Genomic DNA, 21,412 nt, shown 5'->3' on the forward strand with positions numbered 1-21,412 from the left:
CGCACGCATCATCGCATGGTCTTTCTGGCGCAGAGCTCATCAGGCTGCCGCTCAACGCGCTCATGTCAAATCAAAAAGACAACTGTAATGCTAAGCTCAAGCTGGTCAAACGGCAGATGTACGGGCGCGCTAAGCTCGATCTCCTTCAGGCTAGGCTGATTGGCGCGCCATAAAAACAATCACGATCATCGAATATGCGTCAGAGCCAATATTGCAAGCCGAATGACACTGTGCTTCGGCGAAGCGCCGGAAATCGTGCCGGCGACTTCGTTTTTGATTAGCACTTCAGCCGAGCCAACCGCCTTGTTGCGCACCAGCGTGACCGACACCCAAGCCTGAGTCTTGTCCAGCTCCGGCTTCTTCAGTTCCTCCCGCGCGCTGGTCGGACGAAAGCCAAAGCTCTGGAAGATGCGGTTCACAGCAGAGCTGCCGCCGGCAATAATCATGGCTGTGAGAAGCGACCCCCGGCCAGCCTTTCCAATCAGCGATGTCTATTCGGCTTTCCGTATAGATACCGATCAGTTGGCTCGCAATGTCGAGATCGAAGAGCCTCACAAGCAAAAGGGAGAACAGAAACGCCACCAATACGTTCATGCTACGGGAGGCGAAATAGTCGAGGAACGGCCGCCAGCGGAACAGTAGGGCCAGTCCGCTCTCGACCAGAACCGCAAGAATCAACAGGACGAACAGCGCCTTGAACGAGGCGTCGTAGAGCTTTGAACTGTCGAGCGTGGGCGCCAGCGGACGGACGTTTATCTGGATTGGGGCCTGCTGCGCATCGCCGACATTGTACTGGACGATGTCTTCCAGTTCGCGCACGCCCGCCGGCGGCAGGTAAATCAGGGTGGTTTGCGGCGGCGACGTGCTGGTCACGGATTTTGTAACTGTTCCCCCGCGTTGCGTGCGTTCATCCTTCACGTCTCCGATAATGCCTCGCTTGATGACGACAACGCCGCCTGCAGCCACTTCAAGCGGCTCAGTAGTCCTGCGCCAAGGCCGGCATCCCGGCGATGAGTACCATCCAGACAAAAACGCGGGCTGCCTCGTGCCTCAATCGCCACTTCCCCCACATGTATCCCCCTTCAATGCAACGAAATAGGCCCAGTATCGGCAAATGCCTCAAGCTCTGACAGTGTAGTCGAAGAAGAGTCGCTCGCCCTCCACGCGCGACTGGAAATCCGACCACTCGATCTGCGAACTGTTATCGGCCTTGGCCATCTTCTCAAGATCGGTGTCAGTCTGGAAGACCCGGCCTGACGACTTCTTCAAGAGCTCGTCCTTGATCGCCTTGAAGGGGTGATCCCAACCCTTCTGCGTTTCGGCCCATGCGCGCACCGCCGTGATCATCGCCGTGAACTCGCGGCCGTGATCGCCCTGCGACATCCACGACAGGTTGGCGTAAGTGTCCGTCAGCTTTCCGTTCAGCGTCGCGTTGTGGCTGCAGTGGTGACCCGCCTTGTAGAGCACCGCTCGGCTAAGCAGATCTTTGGCGGTCACGGCTTCCTTGCCATCCTTCCAGCCCGCTTTGGCCCATGACAGCCAGTTGCCGCGCTGCGCGTCGGCCGCGAACAGCAGCACCTTGCCGCCCTTGCCGAGTTCGAATGCGAGTACCAGGCTGGAATTGTTGGTTTGCCCGTTCATGTCGAGCGCGAGTTGCTCGGATGAATAGAGCCATTCGGTATCGATCCGCCGCCAGGCCGGGTTGTCATCGACCTCATACTGCCCGCGGGCCGCAGAACGTTCCGCCACGCCGTTCTCGGCACCGTAGTGCGCCTTGAAGAACCGACCGTGCTGACGGTCGCGCGTCGCCTTCTTGCTCTCGACCACATAGCGGTTCGCGAATGGTGGCCTGCCGCTGCCCCTGGAGGGATCGTCGGCCCTGGCGTCGTCGCGCGCCGCCGCGGCGAAGTAGTTGCCGGCGGACGCACTCGACACCGCGTGTCCGCGAAATTCCTCGTCGCCCAACGGATCGAGCGTTTTGAGCAGATCCGGATCCTTCGGCGGGCCGAGCACAAATACCCTCGTGTCCGCCGTGCCCGGCAGCGTCATGATTTCCTCATGCGGGCGCAGGTAGCGGACGTCGTTGGCGCGGTCCTTGAAGATCTGCATCGACTTCTTGTTCGCCGACCCGCCGCCCGCGGCGGCGCCGAGCATGGCTGTCATCTGCGCCGGCTGGAACATCTGGCCATCATCGCCGCCGAACTCGAACGAGATGAAATCATCCAGTCGCGCGGCCTGCTTGACGTCGCCTGCCGCAGCGAGGCGGTTGCGCGCGCCGATCAGGCCAAGCAGCTTGTCCTTGAATTTCTTGCGCAGGTCGTTGGCGACGTCGTCTTCCGGATCCTCCGTCCAGGCGAACCAGGCGTGGTCGATGCTGAGACCTGCGAAATTCGCCTCTGTAATTCCGTTGACGTGATCCTGATGCTCGTGGGTGATCACCGCGATATGGACACGGCCACCGGTGGCAGCGACGATATGCTGGCCGATTTCCCGTGCCGTGGTGTTGATGAAAGCAGGCGAACCGGGCTTGTAGCCGCAGTCGATCAGCACATAGACCGGCTTCTTCGGATCGGCGGTCGCAAAGGCGACCAGGAAGCAATCGCCATGACCGATCCGGTACATCCGCACCGTGACCGAATTCGCCGGCGGCAGCAGCCGCGCTTCTGTTTCAGTCGCTACCGCCGGCGGTACGGTCGCCGTCGTCTCTGCGTTGGTTTTAGCAGCTTTTTTCCTATTCCCGGACCTCTTCGCCGCGGCAGCCTTCTTCTTCGCGCTCTTTTTGGTTCTCTTCTTGACGCTCTTCGCAGCCTCCTTCTTTGACGCTTTCATCGCCTTCCTGGCCATCGTCATGCCTCCCCATCGCGATGCAGCAGCGCGAACGGTTCCCGCGCCTTCATCACAGCCCGCGCGCGCTCAAACGCATTTCCGGGTTCGAGATGGCCGGTGAGGAACCGTCGTACGCGCTCAAGCTCGCCATTGTCGGCAATGTCTCCCGCCGTTTTGATGACACGCCGCACACTCATGGTCTGCGGATCGATCAACAGCGTGCAGCCCGCCCGGTAACGGAAATCGCCGTCGTCGCGCGGCGGCGCCGTTGCCCTGTCCATCGCCGCCTGCTTGGCCGCGTCGAAATAACCCCGGCGGCGCTGGGTGATTTCGACAACCAGATCGGACACCGTGCTACCGCGCGCCGTTCGGCGCAGTGCTGTGCGCACCGAATGAACCTCGACAGCCAGCGCGCCGGGTGTCGTGGGCGAGCGGAAAATCGTCTGACGATCCCTGATCCTGTCGTCGAGCACGATGCCGACCGCCGGCGCGAGTTTCCTCCCCGGGCCCTTGACCAGCCAGGCCCAGAGCGCGGCCGAGTTCTCATCGACGCCTTCCCAGGTCTTGTAACGGTTGCTGTCGAGATCCCATGGCCGCAGGCGGAATCTCTTGCCTCGCTTTCTCGTATCGGCCAAGCCCTGATAGTCGCCGGCGTCGCGCTCTTCCGCGACGAGGGCGTTCATCTCCGCGCTGTCCATGGAAACTCCGGACTCGTCCATCGCCTCGTCGCCGGTCGGCCACATCAGGCTCTCCACCGACATGCTCCGCATGCCCTTTGGACTGATGCCCCACTGACGGAAGCTTTCGACGAACGCAAGCCGGTAGCCATAGATGTCCTCCGGGTTGACATCATTGTCGGCGGTGACAATCGCACGCAGGTAGTCGCCGAAGGTGATACCTATCGGTGGACAATAGTCGATCGCGCGGATGCACATCTGCAGCACGTAAAATGCACAGCGCGCTGCCTCGTCGGCAAGCCGGTTGGCCAGATCGGGGTGGATATCGCCCTCGCGCAGGACCCCGGTGCCTTCGGTTGCAATCCGGTAGAGGTCAGCGGTGCGCGCCTTGTAAACTTTCATGAATGCGCCGAACACCGCCGCGACCAGGATCGCGCCGCGATCATGCGGCTCGTGGGTCTGGTCGAGTAAATGCACATCCGCCTTGTGCGGAGCCCAAATGCCGGTGGCGGGATCCTTCGCACCTAGCGCGTCGCGCAGTGCGTTGCCGCGGCCTGATGCTGCGCCAAATTGCTGTGCGAGCTGGCCCAGTAGGTTTTCGCCCGCGAGGTTGCCTCGCGTGCGCGCGATCTGGTCGCGCAGCACGCCTGGATAGGCAAAGTGCTGAAACAGCGCGACGATATCGGCAAAGGCTTCGTGGAAGGCCAACACGTCGTGATTGAACGGCTCGTTGAAGCGCGGATGAACACCGTCGAGCAGCGCGTGGGTGGTTTCGTGTGCGATGATGTCGTGCGACGCGCAGGTGAAGACCAGCGTGCCGGGCGTGTTGGAGGCGTTCTTGATGCTGACCGGGAAGTAGCCGAACAACAGCGCCTTCTTTACCGGACTGTAGAACGCGTTGCGGTCGCGTAGCGCATGTGGATAGATGCGCAAGCGCCGCACGAAAGCCCCTTCGGTGCCGCCTTCGCGATGTGATGACCAGAGCGCTACGCGGCCGAGCGCCTGCTCGAAATGACCGATAGTCGCCATGGCCACCGCATAGACCATCTGCTGATGAAACTGCGGATTCGTCTCAGACGGGGCCAAGCCGTTCTGGGCGAGGATCCGCTTGTCGTTCAGATCCACCGGCCGGTAGAACGCGCCGCTGGCCGGATCCGCATCCACAACCTCAATGTATTCGCCGATTGGGCCGGCCTCAAGGTCGCGTTCCCACGGGATACTGATCGTAATCTCTCCGATTCCAGAAGTGTTGAACTGACCGGAAACACTCGGATCGAAAGCGAAGATGCGAAGCTTGCGTGTGGAAGGATTGGCGATTAGATCAGCTTGGGCCATTTTAATATTCCTCGATCGTACCGAGCAAGGCGGAACGTTCTTGGTCACTCGCAAATTCAGACGTAAATGCTTAGGCCGAATCCGAAGCCCGGCCCGAGGTAGCAATCAATTTGGCCGAACAACCTGGCTGGTGCGGTGCAATTAATGCAGCCGGTTTGACCTCAGCAACAATCGAAACTCAAACTGACACGATGGTCTCACAACCAACGCTTGTATGTCAATATTGAGTCTATCAGCACAGATCCAGTTCACAAACTTCACGTGCCTCCGCGAACCCGGCCAGCCACGCGCGTTGTGGCCAACGAACAGAAGACCGGACTAGTGATGATCACAATAGGCTATTCAATGCACAAACGGATTCAGTTCGGTGCACCGCGGATCAAATCGATCCCGTTGCCGATGTCACTAACACCTGGACATCATCATCGGCACCATCGAACGCGAGATGACGGCCTTTTCGTCCCAAGTCCCACGCCGGGTCTGTTGCGCGGTTGCTCGTCCATGCTCGCCGGCGCCGGTCCGCGCGATATCGATACTATCGGACGAGGGGGCGCCTGCATCAATCAGAAGTCATTTGGCAAGGTGCCGCCATTCGCAACAAGGGCGGCCATTATTTTCTTCCTGAGACACGAATTCATGGCCAGCGACCCGCTGGTCGGACAACCGTGCGACAGCGCCATCGCCTTGCGCGCGGCAAAGCTCGAGTCCCTGCCGAGCAGTTTCAGCAGGTCCACAATCGAGTGACGCCAATCCAAATCCTCGCCGGAGGCAATCACCATCTCGTCGAGCTTCGCAATGATATTCACCGGCGTGGTCTGGCCGGTAGAGAACACCGGAAGATCGGAATCCTTCTGCAGATAAACCAGGGTCGTCGGCAACTTGACCTCCCACTCGTCCACGAAGCACGGCGTGGTCGAGTCCAGGGAACACGCTGCCAGGTCATCGCCGTCGTCGTTGACCTGCGCGTCGCTGCGCAGCTCGTCGATGATGGAAACGTAGAGCGGATCGTCGATGCTCGGCGAAACGCCGCCATTCCAGATTTCGGCGGTGTGCAGGAAATGCAGGACCGCTTCTGGATAGGCAGGATGCACGGGAACAACGACCCGGGCAGCGCCCGCTCGCAGGAAGTCCGTGAACATGGGATCGACGTCCGTGAGGGGATAGCGATCGTCCCAGTTGACCTTTCGGCCCCAGAAATATGGGTAGAAGCGATACACCATGTTGTTCCACTCGAAGGCCTGCTCGAAGAACTGGATGACCTGGCCTTCGAAATGGGCGCGCTTGGGAGAAAACTCCGGATAGCCGAAGTCGCCATTGTCCTGCATGGCGTGAAAATCCATATTGTGCTCGACGGCACTGCCGATGACGAGCGTGTCGAAATCGTTCGTCAGTGCACGAAGAGCGGCCTTGCGGAGCTCGTCACGCTCGAGCTTCCGATTGATCAGGGGGTTGCGGCCTTCGATGGCGACGCCCTGCTGGATCCGCGCCGCGGCGACCTGTTCATTGTATGCGGCAAGAGCGCGATCGTAGGCGGTCATGATCGACGCATACGTCTTGAGCTGCCAGGTTCGGATCGCCTCCTCCTTAAGAGAGCAAATGGCGACGACGCCGACGTGGGCGCATCCCGTCCAGCCGATGATGGAGATCGGGACGATGCCTTCGACGTCAGATGCGACGACACTGCCCCAGGATTCACCCCCCACCTTGATATCGACCCAATTTCCGGACCAGCCGCCGGAGGCCGAAACCCCGTAGACATCGTCCACCTCGTAGCCGTTCGGGCAGACCAGCTTCTCGGAGACCTCGGCGATCGTGGCGTTGCCGTTTTCCTTGGTGGACGCGACCTTCACCGCGGCCGAAATCTTGATGGATTCCTCCGGATACGCGGTGGCGTCCTGAACATTGTAGGCGGAGATGAACTGGGGATAGTTGCTGGCATTGAGATCATCGGGTTCAAGCGGCCTGCCGTATATCGTCGGAGCCGGCGGGCGCGGGAGCGTAATTCCGGGCAGCGGGCGATTGGAGGTCACCCAAAGGTAAAAGGCGGCGGGTTCAGGCACAATGAACTCGAGCATCAGGCGCCTGCCATAGTTCACGACCCTCGCGCGATAGTACTTGTCGACCCACCGATAGACGCCCGTGATGTTGCCGGGGCCGAGCGTGTTGTCGAAGCCGTGCTCGTTCTTTTCCTCGAAGCGCTCGAGGGTACGGCGAGTCCGCTCCTCGCGCGCGCGACGCTGAATTTTCGAAACCGACCGCTCGGTGACCTCACGGGCGAACGTGCTTGCAGACTTGCTTGATTCGGATACCGAGTTGCTCAACGCGAAGTCCGCGTGCGCAGACAGCGACACCGGGCCATAGCTTGCGGTCACCGCGACGCCGGCGTCGAAGGTCATGGAAGACTCAACCGACTTCTCCGCCTCCTTGTGCAACTCGAACCGTTCCGTCGACTGCTGATCCTTTTCGGTCTCTTCAAGCTCTTCGGTCTCGATAACGATCGTTTCCTCGGTCTCGCGAAGCCGAGAGTGCACGCGTCCCATCTTCTCGGACTTCAGAACATTCTCGATGTGAGCGACCTCTCCGGCTTCATAACGAAGGAGCTTCTGCTTGACCACCAGCAGATCGCCGATGCCGAGCGGCCGAAGGCCGGCCTTTTCCGGGGTGTTTATCGTCGGTGCAGGCGACTTCTTGAACGGAAGCGAAAAAGGCAGCGCGGCAACCTTCGCCAAGGCCACAAAGTGCTCCTCCTCGGCCACGCGGCCCCGCTCCTTCGCTGGCACCGATTTCAGAAACGCGGTAGCCTGCTCGCGAGCTTCCATTTCCAGGCCGTGGGCGATCTCACCCGCGGTCCGCTCACCCAAGGCTTCCTGACGCGGAGCAAGCAGTTCCCTTGTGCCTGCGCTCAGGTACCGAGCGGCCCCGGCTTCGAAGACCCACGGTTTCGCGGCCGGCTGGATGATCACCTCCTTGGAAACCATCTTTTCCATCTCTGCCAGAATCTGGGTGTTGCCCAGCAACGAGGACGCCGCACCGGCAGCCTTGATCTGGATCGGCGTCAATTCGTTCACAGCGCCCTCAATCTTTATCGGCAGCGACCGCGGACGTTGCTTCCGGACGGTCTTGGCGGCCGTGCGCAATTCGCGCGCCGCCTGCTGGAGCTTGTTGACGTTGTCGAAGGTGGCCAGCCCCTTCGCCTTGAGACCGGCGAGCGTTTCCATGCTTGCGGCGTCCGCACCGGGCCGCGTCGCCGGCGGAACGAGCGTCTTGGGAAAGACAATCCGGAGCGCGTTGATGTCGGTCGCGGTGAGAGGCGGCGCCTTGTCCGGCAGACCCGCGAGATATTCGGCGGCATGCATCGCTCTGACGTTCGCAAAGCCGGCGTCGCGATCGTTTGGCCTGGTGGCGGGGCTCAGAAAATGGGCGAGCGCGCTGTCCCAGATGGCTCCATTGAGCTTGACGGTCTCGGGCAGCGCCAGCCAGTCGGCGAGAGGCCTGCCCAGAACGCCAGCGGCCTTTTGCCTGGCGGCTGCGACCGTGGGTTCCCTTGCGGTCGCAGACACGAAACTCTTGAGCAACGGAATGGGTTCTCCGAGGGGCGGGTCCGACTTCAGATAGGCATCCGACCCCAGGAACCGGACGGCGAGAGCAATCGACTTGCTCTGGATGTCGTCGCCCGAGACCTGGCCGAGGGCTGTCTGAAAATCGGTGTTACTCCTCTTGAAAACCGCAAAGCGGTTCGGCGGGGCCTCGGTCCTCTGTGCCGGGCGCACATTGACGAACTTAAACATCGTATCCGGGGTCATGATGGTCGCTCCTCATCAATTTCGGACGAATTCCTCGAGCCGAAGTCAGCCAGCTTTCGTGGGTCGGTAGTTCTGGCGCGCATTCAGTCGCATGGCGCGCGCAGAGCGGATTTGCAGTTCCGCTTCGTCGCGGCCGATGCGGATCGGTTGATAAGGATCCAGCGGAGGAACGCTCGCGCCCGCGACAGCGTCTTCCCCGCGGAAAATTTTCCAGCCCTTGTCCATCACGACGGCGAACCAGGGCGCGGCGGCGTCGGGCACAAGCACGCGTCGCGTGAGCCGCAGTCTCTGGTTCGGTATCACCACTTTGACGCCGGGCTTGAACGCATAGTTGGGAGGCCTCACCGGAACGCCGGTTCTCTTCGCTGCAAGGGTCAGATTGATGACGCGTTGCGCCTCAGCGTTCGGCAAGCCGGAGGTCCGGAAATTCGCATCCGCGATGGTCCGCCAGTTGAAAGGGCCGACGGCGGTCTTGGCGTAGCGCTTGGTCAGCGAAAATCGGGCGTCCGGGCAATCCAGCTGCTCGCCAGCGACGACGGTGTGGATGACGTTGATCGAAAGCTCGTAGCTTTGGTCGACGAACCGACCCTGCCTGGCTGAGCCGGGATTTTGCAGGAAGAACTCGAGAAGCGCGAGCCAGTCGATCGACGGTTTGGCGCCATCGTCCCATGGCTTGAGCAGGGTGCGGACGATGGAATAATGAACGGCCGTGGCGCACTCCTTGTTCGGTTCATACAGTGGCTCGCCGCCATGATCCTTGGCCATGAGCGAATGGCAGCCAATGCGGTTCATACCGATGTGATCGTAGAGCAGCTCGCGCGACCAGAAAATGAAGGGATCCGCCCACGTCAGGTGGAGTTCGTCTCGGAGCCAGGCAACAGGACTTGTAAGGAAGTCCTTCAGCGTTTTGATCGACTCGTAGAGCGACACCGCACCGCGAACCTTGGTCACGATCACCATGGCGTTGACGAAGCCGGACTGGACCTCCGCAGGAGCACCCGCAATCAACGGCGATTGCCGCGCGAGCTGCTCGACGATTTCCTGCTGCACGCTCGGCGTCTTAAGCCGGCCGATGTTCTTGCCGATCTTGTCGCTCCATGCCTGAGCGACGGCGTTGTCCTTGTCCCTGGTGGCTCGTGCCGGATTGGTCAGAAAGTCTCCAGTGTCGCGAATGAGCTTTTGCACTTGCTCCGACGCGGTTGAGGGCTGCTTGACCACCTGAGCGGCCTTGTCGGCAAGCTCGTTGACGTTTTGCCAGGGATCCGGGACATCGCCTCCCCAGATCTCCTCAGTCAGATGCGCCAGGGAAATGAGGGTATCACGCAGATCGAACGAGCCAGTGATGACCCAAGACTCCCCGGGATGCTCCTTCCAGTTCGGCTTGGGTTGCGTGAGGTGGCGCTTCAGGCGCTTGGCAAAGACCGTCCTTGTGCGCTCGAGGATTTCCTGCGCGATCGGCAGCGGAACCAGATTTTGCAGTTTTCCGGGCAAGACTGGCGGGAGAACCTTCGAAAGATACGCGCCGCCCCTCATCTGCGCCGCCAGCTCGATCCAGTTCGAGTGTGCGAAGAAGTCCTCGACCTGGTGGAGAGCGTGGCCAAGCTTGGCCAAGGCTTTGTGCCAGGGAACGGACGTTTCGAGGGATGCAATGAGGTTGGGAGCAAGCTTGTCGGGGGGCTTGCCGCTCTCCTGCGCCTCCCACAAAGCCTGCCACGACTTCGGATCAATGACGGCGCGAAGTTCGCGGTCGACCTCGGCCAGCAAGCCGCCGGTCATCACGGTATCGTCCCGCAGATAGGAGTAGATGTCCGGCCTGGGTTGTTCACGCGCAGAGCGCGGTGAGCGAGGACCGAGCCAGGCACCGGGCGGCCCGTGCAGTTCGGCCCCGTCCACTTGCGGGCCTGGTTCGAAGATCGGCGGTTCGCCTGGCCGGCGCGGGGGCTTGAGCCGCTCCGCACGGTCGAGGTGCTCGTACGGATAATACTGGGTGAACGAGCCCGGCCGGTCGGGAGCGGGCTGATTTGACTGTGCGCCCGGCGCCGCTCCCAGTGCGCCGAAGATCGCGAGAAAGCCCGCGTAGTCCATCCGCGGCGGCGCTTTCGGAGCATTTGGATGGACGAACTTGAAGTATCCAATGACGAAAAAAATGGAGCGAAAGAACTGGGCGAGATCGGAAGCGCGCTCATTCCCGCCCTCTGCACCGAACAGGCCGTCAATGGCAGTGTGGATGCGCTTCTTCAGGCCATCGAATTGGGAGCCGAGCAGATCGTCCAGTCGGTGGAATTCGCGCTGCACCGGTCCCTGCACCGTGGGCGGCAGGGTGCTGAGAACGGCCGAGGAAAGCTGCTGGAGCAGCCGATCCACCGACTTGTGAAGTTCGGCTACGATGCTGTCGGCGACATCCTTGCCGGTACTTCCGGCCATCGCATAGGCGACTGGATCGATCGTCTGGCTAACGTCGGTGAGCCAGTTGCCCAGCCTCATTGCCTCGAAGCTCTTCAGGTCCTGGCCGCCAAAGAAGCGCCGCAGCAACGGCAACCCGGCCTCTTCGGCGACCTGGGCATGTCCATGCGTATTCATGTCGCCACCCCGTCCGGCGAATGAGGTCGGGCGATTGGCCGGTCGTATCGAGCGAATTTCCTTTCCGCACGAATTGTGCTGGCAAGCCAAATTTCAGGCTGAATGTCGCGCCGGCGAACCATTTTCCGGACTCCCCCGAAGCGCGCTCGGTCGCACAGGCCGACCATGCGGATATCAAGCACGCTACAACTGACGCGGGAGTGCGCATGTGAAGCAATTCACATGCGACAGGTCGTCGCTTCCTTGGCGCTACGCGCGGCCGATCCGAGCGATTCTCGATTGACTCGATCCGGGTCCGACGTAAGGAGTCTTGGTAGGAAGGGTCACCTTCGAACCCTTCCACGGTCTGTGAATAAGCGCCCGAGAGTGCCCCCTCCACCTCAAATTGGATCAATAGCTTAACGTGCCGATCGGCGTCGGGACCGCGCGCCGATTCACATGGATGCCTTGCGCGTACGCGCCTCGGCGCCAGTTTCCCCGTCCTACTGGCCGTGCATTGCGGTTAGACGCGCAACGGGAGATGGGCTTGAGGCGCAATAGGACATCGTCAGAATGAGTTTGTGGTCAGAATTAGGGAAGATGACCGAGATACCCGCTCAAAGGTCGAAGGGCTCGCGAATGAGTACGGGCAGGTGCGTGTATCCCGCTGCTACTGAACCGTAGAATCGATGAAAGCCGTTGTGGAGCGTGAAGCGGTATGGACCGGAGGTGGCGCGGTAGACCTCGACCGGGGGTAGCGCGCACTCAGGAGACAGGAACGCGAAGAGCACCGGGACCAGCTTGAGCTTCTTAAGCATGGGTACCCCGGGATTGCGTTGAGGCGGCTCCACGTGGGCGAGAGGCACGACGTCCACGTCATTCCCGTCCCGCACCGGTACGGGTAGTGGCCTCCCGGACCGGGCTGGAAGCCTTCCATTTCGGCGAAGCGCCACCAATTGTCCCGTACCTCGAACGTGTCTGTATTTGCTGGAAGGTTGAAGCGCATGACTCGGTCCTTGGCCAGCTTATGAGCCGATGAAAAACCGTTTGACCGTATGAGAGATTCGCTGGAAAAGGCTCGGGCTCGGCACCCGCTCAGGCAACTTCTCTGCGACAGGGTCTCTGTTCGCAGGAGAGGCGCCAGTCACCTCGAACCCACAGTGATCCCCCAGTGCGACGATATCGGCAAACAGACATTCGGGGCTGCATTTCCCGTATTGGCTTGGCTCCATGAAGCTGCCGACGAAATGATAGAGCTGCTGGCCGGGGTTCGACCGGCCGAGAGGATCGAGAACTATCGCCAGCATCTGAAGCGTCTGAAGGCTCGCACAGGACATCGAGAAGGCGAAAACGTTTTCGCGAGCCTTCAGCGGGTGGCCCTTGTCCAATCCCTGGATGTAGGTCGGCTCGTCCAGGTAACCCTCCCGTTCCAACTGAACAAGCCCAGCATCGTACTGGCCGATGCATTGCATACACTGATGCCCCACGGTGACTGTATGTGCGCGCCAGTCAGCTGCGGCCAACTCCTCATGGCAGTTCGTGCGAACTGATATTCCACCGTCAATGACAGGAATCAGGTGAGCATAGGCAATCAAATTGAGGACATGCCTTCCCCAAGGGCGGTCGACGCAGGAGAACAGAACATCGCAATCCAGCGCGGCGCGAAAGCCAGCGTCCTCGTAGACGGCCGCCACCACGGGTAGGGCGTGGAATCGTGCTGCCGTTGCGCATTCGCCCAGGTGGCCAGCCAGTGCTTCTGCCTTCAGTGCTCCGACGTTGCCTCGCTTCGCGTGGAGGAGGCGGTCCAGATTTTTGGTCTCGATCCTGTCAAAATCAATCACCGTAACGTCTTCAATCCCGGTACGGGCCATGCTCTCGGCGATGAAGGCGCCCACACTGCCCGCTCCGACGATGCCAACCCGAAGCCGCGCAAGATCGGCCTGCTTCTTCTTGCCCCAAGCTGAGATCGTTCTAATCTGTTCCTCAGTCCCAAGTGGGACCGGCGCCAGAGCTTCCATGAACGTCGAACGAAGCCTTTCCCCAACCACGCGAACGGTGGTGCAGTCCTGCCTCGCGTATTGGCGCGGTGCCGTGCGCTCCCAGAATCTGGCGCTCCAGGCTCCATCGCTTGCGATCGTCAAGCCTACGAAGGGAAACTTTGTGGCGCCGTAGACGGCGGCTGCATGACCCTGCTCGGTGTTGATGTCATCCGGACTCATGCCCTGCCATGCCAGGCCGCCTGGGTGGCTGTGCATGAGCGCGAGACCTGCGCCAGCCTGCGCCGCTTCCGAAAGGGCTCGTGTAAAATAGTGAGATTCGAAGCTGGCATTAACGTGTACATTCCGCTCGCCTTCGCTCGGCAAGATGAGCCGCTCGACCAGAGCGGTCGTCCGCGTCTCCCCCACGCTCGGGTGCCAGAGCGCGAAGCAGAGATCTTCCTGGCGGTCGGCGCGTAACAGGTGACGTCGCGCTAGCACGTCGACCGCCTCGGACATGGCCGCACTTCGAACGGCCCTCGTCATTGCGTGTCCCAGAGTTTCCAGACGTGGCTCATGTAGGTAGCCACGGCCTTCTTTGCGGCGCCCCAGTTCTTGTAAGGGCGAGACCAGTATTGCCATTCACCACCTAGCGCGTTCTGAAAGTCGGCGCTGTCGTGAATGCCGCCCCTCGGATGTTCGCCACCGCCCTGGTTGGGATAAAACCTGGGGGACATGTGGACTCCCCCAGGCGATGTCATCGGGAAGTCCCCCGGCACCACCAGACCCAGCTTTATCTGCTGCCCGGCGAATTTGCCGGTCGGAATTTCGTAGTCGAGGTAAACATGCTCGGGCTTGCCGGGTGCAATCGCGGGATTGAAACCGAGCGATTTCAGACCCGCGATGAAGCAGGGCACCCCGGTTCTCGCAGTCCCATCGGAAACTGGAGCGGGGCCGACCGAGATCACCTGGAAGCTCGCGTGATCGTGCAATCTGAACGGGACGTCGCCCTTGCCTTGAAAGTTGGCCTGGTGGTGGGGATCGGTCTCGATGAGATAGTGCGTCGCGACATCCAGACCCGAGAACTCCTTGATGATCTCGTTCGGAGTCCACTTGCGTTGCTCTGTCTCGTACTCCTCGCCGTCCACCGAGAAATGGATGATTTTCGGATGGCGGTGGGCCTCTTCAAGCTCCTCCTCGGCGGCTTCGAGCTTGTGCTCGGCCGCGTCCAGGTCCTTCATGCCGTGCTGGATCTCATCCTTGGCCTTGTCGATGTCGGCCTTGGCCTCCTCGATATCATGCAGAGCTTTGACTTCATCGTGCCCGCAGGCCTCATGGCCCTTGGGCCCCGCCTCAATGGGCTCCTGATGGCCTTCCTGGTTCGCTTCAGTCATCTTGCCGTCTCCGTTATCAATCAGTCAGCGGATATGCTGATTGGCGTATTTTACGCCAAACGCCACCCGAGTCAACAAGGCGACAAGTCGTTGATTTCAGGAGAAAAGATTGCCGAAAGCTAATTCCTGGCCGAGAATTCCAAGAATCTTCAGGCGCACGGTGGCCGCCTCGCGTGAAACGGCAAAGCCATTCACAACCGCGTTGATCAGTGCCACGCCATTCTCGCTGGTCGGAGACGAGGGTCCGTAAATATTGCGCTGCTGCTGTATGTCGCCGACGACTTGCTGAAGGTAAGTCCGCGGCATAAGGGCCGCGCCTGATACATAGCCGGCCTGCCATTCCATCCAGTCAGTCCTGCTCGCGGAAATCATGGTGTCCCGCTTGCAATAGATGGCATTGGGCTTCCGATTGCCATCCACCGGCAGCTGGCGCTGCTCCAGCGCGAACAGGTAGGCATGCAGGATCACATGCCCATATTCGTGGGTAAGGGTCGTGCGCAGCCGGTTCTCGAACCTGTGAACATCATTGGAAATGGAGACCTTAGGCTTTCCTGCACGGGCAAATTCCGTGACGCCCTCTACGCCGCTGCCGTAAATCGTCAAGTCCGCGTACTGGTCGAGATCCGCAACGTCACGCTCGATCAGGGTGGTAATGTCGTCGGTCGAGATAGGAAACTCGACCTTGCCGTGCTTGCTCCGCAGATGGTCCGCCACGAGCTTTTCAAACATGGAATCAAGTTCGGTAGGCTCGTAGTGTGGCCTTTCCCGAAAACCATGCATGGTGTCGCGAACGTACCTCAAGAGCTATCCTTTCAAGTGCCTCCGAAACGCAACGAATGCCTGGTTGACCTGATCAGGAGTAGATTTTCTTATCAGCTTCCTGTCTTGCTCGGGGAGCATTCCAATCAATCCATACAAAGCCAGCGGATCTATTTTCAGAACCTTTGCAAACTCGCTTACCAGATGATCCGATGACGGACTCCTTCGATCGTGCTCAATGTCATTCAGATACTGAGGAGTGATAGCTTCCCCGTCTTCCTTAACAATCTTCGCCGCCAGCTCCTTTTGGCTCATGGCCCTCTGCTTGCGTGCTGAAGCGATTGCGCGTCCGAAGGACGACATATCTAGACTCATATTCCTCTGGCCTCTTGAATTTTGTAGCAGCATATCAGCTAATTAGCTGATTGTCACCCGTGAAACAGCACGGGGAGCGACAGATGGAGTGACATTTTTGGTATGCCGAAGTGGCCCAGCGCGCCTGCGCGTGGAGCCCTTCGGATTCCGACACGCAAAGTGATCGGGACGGCGCGTGTCTCAGCAAAGTGCCCCGCATCGTTTCCGATGCGGGACAGGTAGCTCTGCACGTTGCGGGTCGGCCAGCGGTCAGGACGGCCGGGCGACCAAAGATCAGGCTTCGCCGGAAACAGTCATTGAGCCTGCGGATATTGTCGGCGTTGGTGTCGTGCATGTGAGTTCTCCCGTTGCTGTCCGGCTGCGCCATCCGGGCCGGTCGGGAGAATTCGAGGCCGGCAGAACTGAGCGGCCAGGCAAGGAGGCTCCGCCCGAGGGTCCCTCCGGGAGACGGGTGGATGCCTTGCCGGGCGCGCTGCTGGCCTATTCACCCGAACCTACCGGCCGGGTGGTGGGGCTGACTAACGGGAGCTGCAAGACGCCACTGCCGATCGCTGTCGCTGGCAGTGCCAAACAGCTCCGCCAATCTGCGGCGGGGAACTTCACTGAGCTAGGCTGTTGATATCGTTGCGTAAGCATGATTTTGGAAGCTTCCTCGGGCACGAGAAGGATGGTGTTGAGAGTTGATCCGCTCGTAGCTCAGCTGCCGATTAAAAAAGCGGCGAGTTGCGCCCTAACTGGCTGTCAACCGAATCTGGTTGAGGTAGGGTGATTCGAGAAACTCATACCAGCATGAAGCAGATGAATCACAGCTCGATCCGCGTCCGGGGCAAGACACTTCCCCTGCTGCGCGTGGAAAGCCTCGCGGGCGGTCGACTACAAGCCCGCGCCTGGTCTGAAACCGTGCCGGAGCGTCGGCGACAGGCCGCGGCATGGTCGTTTATTGCGCGGGCGATTGGCGCCTATGTCTCAGCGAAGGGCGCAGTCCTTGGTCGCCAACTCTCGGTGTCGCCGCTGCACATTGCGCTGTCGTACGAGCTGGAACCGGAAGCTTGTCAGCTGTCGGACGTTATCGGCGGGCTTGCCGGTAATTTGTCGATCGGCGAGGCCAGCTATCAATTGAGTACGACCTATACGGCCCTCCTACCGCAGTCCCTCCGGGGGGCGCTCGGTATCTATTACACGCCCCCTGCGCTTACCGAACGCTTGCTCGATATGGCGGAGGAAGGCGGTATCGATTGGAAGTCCGCGACTGTGCTCGATCCGGCATGCGGCGGCGGGGCGTTTCTGTTGCCGGTGGCCTTGCGTCTCCAGGCTGCTCTACCCGATGTAGCCCCCCAACAGATGCTGCAACACATGGCAAAGCAGCTGCGTGGATTTGAGATCGATCCCTTCGCGGCCTGGATGACGCAGGCGTGGCTTGAGATCGCGTTTGCTGACGTGGTGAAGGCTGCAGGTCAGCCCTTCCCGGCCGTGGTCACAGTTTGCGATAGCCTGCAGCAGACGCCAGCAGATAAGGGCTTCGACCTGGTGGTTGGAAATCCGCCCTACGGTCGCGTCACACTCACGCGCGAACAGCGCGATCTCTACAAGCGGAGCCTCTACGGCCACGCCAACCTGTACGGCGTATTCACCGATCTGGCGCTGCGCTGGACCAAGGTTGGCGGTGTGATCGCGTACGTCACCCCGACCAGCTTCTTGTCGGGTGAATACTTCAAGTCCTTGCGCGAAGTCCTCGCCAAACAGGCGCCTCCCCTAGCGATGGACTTTATCAGTTCGCGCCGTGGCGTGTTCGAGGACGTTCTTCAAGAAGCCGCGCTGGCGACCTATCGGCGCGGGGTACGCAAGCGCACTGTTGCGGTCCACTATCTCGATATCGCGGCTGAAACTGAGGCTCGCATTACACAGGTGGGAAGCTTCAAACTCCCCAAGAACAAGCTCGCGCCCTGGATCGCACCGCGGGCGCCTGAGCAACAAGCGCTTACAGCACAACTGGTGCAAATGGATTCACGCCTCTCCGATTGGGGCTACACCGTCGCCACTGGCCCATTGGTATGGAATCGTTTCAAAGATCAGCTTGTCTCGTCCCCAGGACGGCACCGCTATCCGCTAATCTGGGCCGAAGCGATAACACCTGATGGCAAATTCATTTTTCGCGCCGAACGACGGAATCACGCGCCTTACTTTGAAGCTATGCCTGGGGACGACTGGCTGCAGGTCGACCAGCCGTGCGTTCTGTTGCAACGAACCACGGCCAAGGAGCAATCTCGCAGGCTTATCGCTGCCGAGATGCCGGCGCAGTTTATCGAGAAGCATGGCCGCGTCGTCGTTGAAAACCACCTCAACATGGTTCGGTCCATAGAGAAGCGCCCGAAGCTGCCGGCGGCGTTGGTCGCAGCGGTGCTGAACAGCGATGTGGTCGACCGCGCGTTCCGCTGCATTAGTGGCAGCGTTGCTGTGTCTGCATTTGAACTCGAAGCATTACCCCTACCCTCCTTTGCCCAAATGAAGCGCCTTGCGCCGATGCTGGCAAAAAACGACGGCGGCTTAGCTTTCGCGGCCGCCCTGACAAAAATCTATATGAAAGCAACAGTGTGACTTTGAACCAAACGATTTTATCCCGCGCTCAGATTCAACAGCGGCTGCAGGTTATTTTCCCCGAAGGCACCCCTCACCGCGGATACTGTGTTCGCGAACTGGCTGCGAGCACGGTTTTTGCCGCACTCTACGTTGGCGCCATCGAAGGGAGTTCAATCTTCTTCGGCCCGAAGTTCGTCTATGTGATGACCGAAGAACAGGCGAAGCGTACCGACAAAACGAGCCGGCTCGAATACGCAGCGAATGTCCGCAAAGCCAACTTTCAGGTGGCGGGCAAGCGCTGGTACAGGGACAACACCCGAGAAAGCATCCGCGACGAGACTTTGCGCGAAGCATTTGTGGTGCTTGGTGCCGTGATCGAAAAGGCCGACGTGCCAACTACATCTAGCCTCCCCCGCTATGCCCTTACAAAGGGCTTTGCTGATCTATTTGATCCTACGCTCACCGGCGCTGCCTTGGACGCTGCAATTACCGACTGGCAAACCAAGACCTTGAACAAAGGCGCCCTGGCTCGGATATCTCTTGTCAAAAGGGGCGCCATTGCCGGCACTGTCGACATCCTGGTCAGCTTTCCGAACGGCGAAACGCGCCGGATGAAGCCCGGGCCAAGTTCGGAGATCACGAAGGCGGTTATTGAGGTATTTGCCAATCGGTTTTTAGCCGAGCCCGCTGTGCTGTTCGTAAGCGAGAGCGGTACCAAGGTTGTTGCCCGTGACGATGAACTCGCCAAATCCGTCGGGCTGCAGATCAAGGCCGATAAAAATCTGCCAGACACTATCTTGGCTGACCTCGGCCCCGAGCATCCGCTGCTGGTGTTTATCGAGGTGGTTGCCACGGATGGACCTATTAACACGCGTCGTAAAGAAGCCCTGGAGCTTCTGGTGAAGGAGGCGGGCTTTCCATTGAAGCACGTCGCCTTCGTGACCGCCTATCTCGATCGAAGCGGTGCACCGTTCAAGAAAACCGTCGATAGCCTGGCGTGGGGTAGTTATGCTTGGTTCATGACTGAGCCGGACGGCCTGTTCTCTATTTCAAACACAACGAAGCGCATCACAAATGGGTAGGACACTCACGACGCAAGACATCAGCTGGTTCCTCGATCTCAATGACAAAGGGCAGCTCGACCTGAATCCGCCATATCAGCGCCGGAGCGTTTGGTCGCCGCGGGATAAACGATTTTTTGTCGATACAATTTTGAATAACTATCCTGCCCCCCCGGTGTTTCTGCACAAGACTCTCGATGAGAACGGCAAGCCTACGTACCATGTGGTAGACGGCAAGCAACGCCTCCAAACGATCATTGAGTTTACGAAAAACGCGGTCCGCATACCCGATGATTTCGCCGAAATAGACCTGCAGAAAAGGCGCTGGAAGGACCTTGAACGCGGCACTCGCGAAAGGTTCTGGAACTACGTCCTCATTGCAGAAATGCTGCCTGACGTTACCGACGCATCGATAAGAAACACCTTCGAGCGCATCAACCGTAATTCTCGAAAATTGATGCCTCAGGAATTGCGCCACGCAAAGTACGAGGGCTGGTTCATCAGCACCGCTGAGGCGGAATCCGAAAAAAAAGAATGGAAGGACTTGGGTGTCGTTACGACGTCCCGCTCCAAGCGAATGGGTGACGTTCAATTCATCTCAGAATTGATGGGCATCACCATAAACTCTCGGATCAGCGGCTTTGACCAGGATGCTCTTGATGAAATCTATGCAGCCTTCGAGGATCTGGTCGATCAACCGACCTTCGTAGAAGACGATTTCAACCGCAATTTTGAAGGCACCAAGGAATACATTCAGGCGATGCTGGCCGCGGACAAATCGTTAGCAACGAGCCTGCGGGTGCAGAGCCATTTCTATTCGCTTTGGGCCTATCTTACGCTTGAAGCTGCTCGACGGCCCGACGCTGCTACTTTTGCCCCCCTCTACAGGGCCTTCATGTCAGAGGTAACAGCGGAGTTAGAGAATAGCCCGAGGGAGACGCCCGGGAATCCCGCAGAGGCTAATCGCCGCGCCGAGATCGTGAGCTACGCCACTAACACGCGTGGCGCCAGCACTGATCTTACGCCGCGCAAGGCTCGTCACGATGCGCTGGTTGCCGTGATGCACCCGGCCGAGGCATCTGCCGATGAAAGTCAATAAGCAGATTCGCGACCTATATGATGAGGGCAAGCCTCGGTTTGATCGACTGGCCTTGGAAGTCAGCGGCACGCTGAAGTCCAAGGTTGAAGAACGTTCTTGGTTCTTTATCGCCCGCGTCAAGGAGCTGCCTAGCTTTGCCCTCAAGCTTGAGACTGGCCGGGTTGAAAATCCTCGTGCTCTCGAAGACTTCTACGCCTGCACCATTGTTGTGCCGACGATGAAAAACATCGAGGATGCGGAGAGACTCGTTCTTGAGCATTTCGACCAGGTTGCCCGCCGCCCACCAGTGGATACTAAAACGCATAAATCACCATCAGAGTTCACGTTTGACGATCTCCGTCTGTACGTGAAGCGCCGACCGCAGACGAGCGGCAAAGACGAAGACCTGACCGGCGCAGTATTTGAGGTTCAGATCAAGACTGTCCTACAATACGCTTGGAGCATTGCAACCCACGACCTGATTTACAAAACCGATACCGTGAGCTGGCCAAAAGAACGTATCGCATTTCAGGTCAAGGCGATGCTGGAGCATGCAGAGATTGCGATTTCCGAGGCCGAGCGAATTTCGGACGCCCATGGCGTCGCAAAAATGGATCAGCGTACGGAAGACGTCCTGTCGATTATTGATCGGGCCAAGCGTTTCTGGCAGCGTGACGCGTTACCGGAGGACCTGAAGCGGCTAGCTGAGAACATTCTGTCATTGCTTGGAATGGCCAGAGTGCAGGTGAGCGAACTCGACAAGTTGCTCGCACAAGAAAAAGCGCGAGTAGGCCTCATTCCGCGTGATCTTTCGCCTTATGCGTTTGTTCTCCAGGCGCTCGCCCAACATACAACCGTTCGCTTCCAGGAGAAATTTGAGCGGTCAAAGCGGGTTAGGCTGCTGATTCATGATGGGATGGATATCCCCGATTGGATGAAGCAGCCGCACGACAGGATCATCAACATCGACAGCGTAAAAGTTGCTATCTAAG

Annotated in this window: 14 protein-coding genes; 4 read left to right on the forward strand and 10 right to left on the reverse strand. The window is 59.5% G+C overall.

The features are described 5' to 3' along the window. Positions 1-285: 285 nt before the first annotated feature. From ABIB95_RS45770 to ABIB95_RS45815, 10 genes are all read right to left on the reverse strand, one after another. Positions 286-966, reverse strand: a complete 681-nt coding sequence (locus ABIB95_RS45770) for a hypothetical protein (RefSeq protein ID WP_354249017.1) — start codon at positions 964-966, stop codon at positions 286-288. A gap of 153 nt (positions 967-1,119) precedes the next feature. Continuing rightward, positions 1,120-2,844: a ComEC/Rec2 family competence protein gene (locus ABIB95_RS45775; RefSeq protein WP_354249018.1), complete on the reverse strand. Its 1,725-nt coding sequence runs from the start codon at positions 2,842-2,844 to the stop codon at positions 1,120-1,122. Positions 2,845-2,846: 2 nt separating this feature from the next. Continuing rightward, positions 2,847-4,838 carry a gluzincin family metallopeptidase gene (locus ABIB95_RS45780; protein WP_354249019.1) on the reverse strand — a complete coding sequence of 664 codons (1,992 nt, stop codon included), beginning with the start codon at positions 4,836-4,838 and terminating at the stop codon, positions 2,847-2,849. Between the two features lie 563 nt (positions 4,839-5,401). After that, the gene (locus tag ABIB95_RS45785) at positions 5,402-8,641 is read right to left on the reverse strand and encodes a DUF3597 family protein (RefSeq protein ID WP_354249020.1); all 3,240 of its coding nucleotides are present in this window, start codon (positions 8,639-8,641) and stop codon (positions 5,402-5,404) included. Positions 8,642-8,686: 45 nt separating this feature from the next. Next, on the reverse strand, positions 8,687-11,221 hold the full coding sequence (locus tag ABIB95_RS45790; protein WP_354249021.1) for an HET-C-related protein: 2,535 nt from the start codon (positions 11,219-11,221) through the stop codon (positions 8,687-8,689). A gap of 596 nt (positions 11,222-11,817) precedes the next feature. After that, positions 11,818-12,018 carry a hypothetical protein gene (locus ABIB95_RS45795; RefSeq protein ID WP_354249022.1) on the reverse strand — a complete coding sequence of 67 codons (201 nt, stop codon included), beginning with the start codon at positions 12,016-12,018 and terminating at the stop codon, positions 11,818-11,820. A gap of 207 nt (positions 12,019-12,225) precedes the next feature. Beyond that, positions 12,226-13,695 carry a HesA/MoeB/ThiF family protein gene (locus ABIB95_RS45800; RefSeq protein ID WP_354249023.1) on the reverse strand — a complete coding sequence of 490 codons (1,470 nt, stop codon included), beginning with the start codon at positions 13,693-13,695 and terminating at the stop codon, positions 12,226-12,228. 23 nt (positions 13,696-13,718) lie between these two features. Further along, a complete protein-coding gene (locus ABIB95_RS45805) occupies positions 13,719-14,570 on the reverse strand; it encodes an E2/UBC family protein (RefSeq protein WP_354249024.1) in 852 nt (283 codons plus the stop codon). A 96-nt stretch (positions 14,571-14,666) separates the two neighbouring features. Beyond that, positions 14,667-15,299 carry an ImmA/IrrE family metallo-endopeptidase gene (locus ABIB95_RS45810; protein WP_354249025.1) on the reverse strand — a complete coding sequence of 211 codons (633 nt, stop codon included), beginning with the start codon at positions 15,297-15,299 and terminating at the stop codon, positions 14,667-14,669. Between the two features lie 75 nt (positions 15,300-15,374). Then, positions 15,375-15,737: a helix-turn-helix domain-containing protein gene (locus tag ABIB95_RS45815; protein WP_354249026.1), complete on the reverse strand. Its 363-nt coding sequence runs from the start codon at positions 15,735-15,737 to the stop codon at positions 15,375-15,377. Positions 15,738-16,493: 756 nt separating this feature from the next. Between ABIB95_RS45815 and ABIB95_RS45820 the strand changes: the two genes are divergently transcribed. Genes ABIB95_RS45820 through ABIB95_RS45835 form a run of 4 tightly spaced genes read left to right on the forward strand, consistent with a single transcriptional unit; the run spans position 16,494 to position 21,411 of the window. Then, positions 16,494-18,299, forward strand: a complete 1,806-nt coding sequence (locus ABIB95_RS45820; protein ID WP_354249027.1) for an HsdM family class I SAM-dependent methyltransferase — start codon at positions 16,494-16,496, stop codon at positions 18,297-18,299. After that, positions 18,296-19,363 (forward strand): BsuBI/PstI family type II restriction endonuclease, encoded by a 1,068-nt coding sequence (locus tag ABIB95_RS45825; protein WP_354249028.1) that lies wholly within the window; start codon positions 18,296-18,298, stop codon positions 19,361-19,363. The genes ABIB95_RS45820 and ABIB95_RS45825 overlap by 4 nt, the downstream gene beginning before the upstream one ends. Next, positions 19,356-20,441: a DUF262 domain-containing protein gene (locus tag ABIB95_RS45830; RefSeq protein ID WP_354249029.1), complete on the forward strand. Its 1,086-nt coding sequence runs from the start codon at positions 19,356-19,358 to the stop codon at positions 20,439-20,441. Before ABIB95_RS45825 ends, ABIB95_RS45830 begins: the two co-directional genes overlap by 8 nt. After that, entirely contained in the window at positions 20,428-21,411 is a 984-nt protein-coding gene (locus ABIB95_RS45835; protein ID WP_354249030.1) for a RelA/SpoT-related domain-containing protein, read from the forward strand. Before ABIB95_RS45830 ends, ABIB95_RS45835 begins: the two co-directional genes overlap by 14 nt. The last annotated feature ends 1 nt before the right edge of the window (position 21,412 follow it).

The sequence above is a fragment of the Bradyrhizobium sp. LA2.1 genome, from assembly GCF_040547725.1.
In the GTDB taxonomy this organism is placed as follows: Bacteria; Pseudomonadota; Alphaproteobacteria; order Rhizobiales; family Xanthobacteraceae; genus Bradyrhizobium; species Bradyrhizobium barranii.

What these genes read in the sequence shown, in the direction of transcription:
- ABIB95_RS45820 (WP_354249027.1), top strand. Translation starts at nt 16,494, where the DNA reads ATGAAGCAGATGAATCACAGCTCGATCCGCGTCCGGGGCAAGACACTT.
- ABIB95_RS45805 (WP_354249024.1), bottom strand. Translation starts at nt 14,570, where the DNA reads ATGACTGAAGCGAACCAGGAAGGCCATCAGGAGCCCATTGAGGCGGGG.
- ABIB95_RS45815 (WP_354249026.1), bottom strand. Translation starts at nt 15,737, where the DNA reads ATGCTGCTACAAAATTCAAGAGGCCAGAGGAATATGAGTCTAGATATG.
- ABIB95_RS45810 (WP_354249025.1), bottom strand. Translation starts at nt 15,299, where the DNA reads ATGTTTGAAAAGCTCGTGGCGGACCATCTGCGGAGCAAGCACGGCAAG.
- ABIB95_RS45800 (WP_354249023.1), bottom strand. Translation starts at nt 13,695, where the DNA reads ATGTCCGAGGCGGTCGACGTGCTAGCGCGACGTCACCTGTTACGCGCC.
- ABIB95_RS45780 (WP_354249019.1), bottom strand. Translation starts at nt 4,838, where the DNA reads ATGGCCCAAGCTGATCTAATCGCCAATCCTTCCACACGCAAGCTTCGC.
- ABIB95_RS45795 (WP_354249022.1), bottom strand. Translation starts at nt 12,018, where the DNA reads ATGCTTAAGAAGCTCAAGCTGGTCCCGGTGCTCTTCGCGTTCCTGTCT.
- ABIB95_RS45790 (WP_354249021.1), bottom strand. Translation starts at nt 11,221, where the DNA reads ATGAATACGCATGGACATGCCCAGGTCGCCGAAGAGGCCGGGTTGCCG.
- ABIB95_RS45785 (WP_354249020.1), bottom strand. Translation starts at nt 8,641, where the DNA reads ATGACCCCGGATACGATGTTTAAGTTCGTCAATGTGCGCCCGGCACAG.
- ABIB95_RS45835 (WP_354249030.1), top strand. Translation starts at nt 20,428, where the DNA reads ATGAAAGTCAATAAGCAGATTCGCGACCTATATGATGAGGGCAAGCCT.
- ABIB95_RS45830 (WP_354249029.1), top strand. Translation starts at nt 19,356, where the DNA reads ATGGGTAGGACACTCACGACGCAAGACATCAGCTGGTTCCTCGATCTC.
- ABIB95_RS45775 (WP_354249018.1), bottom strand. Translation starts at nt 2,844, where the DNA reads ATGGCCAGGAAGGCGATGAAAGCGTCAAAGAAGGAGGCTGCGAAGAGC.